Source organism: Synechococcus sp. H55.2 (assembly GCF_047462495.1).
Classification (GTDB): domain Bacteria; phylum Cyanobacteriota; class Cyanobacteriia; order Thermostichales; family Thermostichaceae; genus Thermostichus.
In genome coordinates this window covers 1-2,144 of the sequence record NZ_JANSJH010000137.1, presented here as the reverse complement: position 1 = coordinate 2,144, position 2,144 = coordinate 1, and the positions used below count along the sequence as shown (strand labels likewise).

Genomic DNA, 2,144 nt, shown 5'->3' with positions numbered 1-2,144 from the left:
CATCTAGGAGAGAGGCCACGGTGGGGAAGTGGCAGGGCAAGCCCAGGGCTGCTGGCGAGAGGGCCGGATAGACAAAATGGCGGTGGCGCAGACAGTACTCGTCCCACGCCGAAAGCCGCACCCCAAACAGAAAAGCCAAGCTGCGGAGGAGTCCGAGGGGCAAGGGCAGGCGGAAGTAGATCCGCTTTCTGAAATAGGCGCACACCTGTTCCACGCACTCATCCACAGACAGAGGGGGGTTGCCCAACACCCAATCGCCGCCACCGGGCGGATGGGCTACCCAGTAGGCCACCATCTCTGCCACATCGGCAGCGTGGATGAAGTGGAAGCTGGCATCCACCCGCAAAAAGCGGATGAGATCCAGCCAGCGGAGCACATCCTTGAGGCCGGCGGTGATGTGGGAATAGGGGTGGTGGGGGCTGCCGCCAAACAGTAGGGTGGGGTAGAGCGTCAGCAGCCGATCCGGCCAGAAGCAGCTTTCCTGCCGTCGCAGCAGCATCGCGTACTTGCTGCGGATGTAGTCGGTGCCGGCCTGGCCGGCGATGGCCAAGGGTTGTAACGCCTGATCCAAAAGGCTGGCGGTGGAAAAGTAGATCACCTGCTGGCAGCGCCGGGGATCCAACAACTGAAAGAGCTCCAGAGTGTGGGTAACATTCACCGCCCAGGTTAGGGTGGGATCCCCCCAAGCCGCCGCCATGTGGATCAGCCCATCCATCTGTTGCAGCAGGGCAGCGTGCTCGCGGATGTGCAGCAGATCGCCGGGCACCAGGGTGATGGGGGCGGGCAGCCGTTCCGGGGGCAGCCGCAGGCGGCTGGGGTTGCGAATAAGAATGTAGAGGTGGTAGGCGGGCCGCTCCGGAAACTCGGGATCCCTTTGCTGGGCCAGGCGCTCCAACACATAGTGCCCCAGACAGCCGCTAGCGCCGGTAAGAAACAGGTTTCGCAAGAGATCTTCCCAACGGCAACTCATCGAAAAAGCTTTTGACTAGTCTACCGCCTTGGCTTGCGCCTGCCGGAGCGGCTTAACCCCCAATTCCTCTGACGGCAAGTCCGGGCAACTGCACCCTGTTCCAAGCCGGGCAGCAGGCTAGAAATCTGGCCCGAAGAATGGCAGCATAGTTCGACAAGGATCCCCTACCGGGATCCCAGCTAAGACCGCGCTCAACTCGACCTCTGTCTGTGGCCGTAACCTCCTCTTCCCCTAGCAGGCGCGCTTTCAGTCTGTGGCCGCCGCTGGCCTTGGTCTTGCAGCGGCTGGCCCAAGCGGTGCCGGTGCTACTGCTGATCACGGTGCTCAGCTTTTTGCTCTTGCAACTGGCTCCCGGCGATTTTTTGGATCCCTTGCGGGCGGATCCCAGTGTCAGCCAAGAGTTTATCGCCCAGGAAGAGGCACGGCTGGGCCTGGATAAGCCCTTGATTTGGCAGTATTTGACCTGGCTGAGCAATCTGCTGCAGGGGGATTTTGGCGTCAGCTACACATACCGCGTGCCGGTGGCGCAACTCATCCTCTCCCGCGCCGGCGCCACCTTGCTGTTGGCAGTGTGCTCTGTTTTGCTAACTTGGCTAATTGCCATTCCTCTGGGGATCCTGGGGGCGCTGCGGCAGAACACTCCTTTGGATCGGGCGTTGCAGTTGCTCAGCTACCTGGGGCAGGCCATGCCCAGCTTTGTGCTGGCCATTTTGCTGCTGATCGTGGCTCAAAACGTGGGCTGGTTGCCGGTAGGGGGAATGACCAGTGTTTATTTTGCCGAGCTCGGTTGGGGGGGGAAGCTGCTGGATCTGGGCCGCCACCTGCTCTTGCCCACGCTGGCCCTGAGCATTACCAGCTTTGCCGGCCTGCAGCGGATTACCCGCGGCAACTTCTTGGACGTGCTGCGGCAGGAATACATCCAGGCGGCGCGGGCACGGGGCATTCCTGAATGGCGGGTGATCTGGCTGCATGCATTGCGCAACGCCGTCAACCCCTTGATCACGATTTTGGGCTTTGAGTTTGCCAATCTGCTCAGCGGCTCCTTCATTGCCGAGTTTTTCTTCAATTGGCCGGGGCTGGGCAAGCTGCTCTTGGAAGCCGTCCAAAGCTTTGACATCAACGTGGTGATGGCCGGGCTTTTGCTGGGAGCGGTGATGCTGATTTTGGGCAACCT

The 2,144-nt window shown here is 61.1% G+C and carries 2 protein-coding genes; one reads left to right on the top strand and one right to left on the bottom strand.

Annotated features, from left to right (window positions below):
- Nucleotides 1–946 (bottom strand): NAD-dependent epimerase/dehydratase family protein (locus NW844_RS12085; RefSeq protein WP_414335966.1); only part of this gene is annotated, 946 nt, incomplete at its 3' end.
- Between the two features lie 233 nt (nucleotides 947–1,179).
- Here NW844_RS12085 and NW844_RS12080 point away from each other — a divergent pair.
- A partial coding sequence (locus tag NW844_RS12080) for an ABC transporter permease (RefSeq protein ID WP_414335964.1) occupies nucleotides 1,180–2,144 on the top strand: 965 nt, incomplete at its 3' end.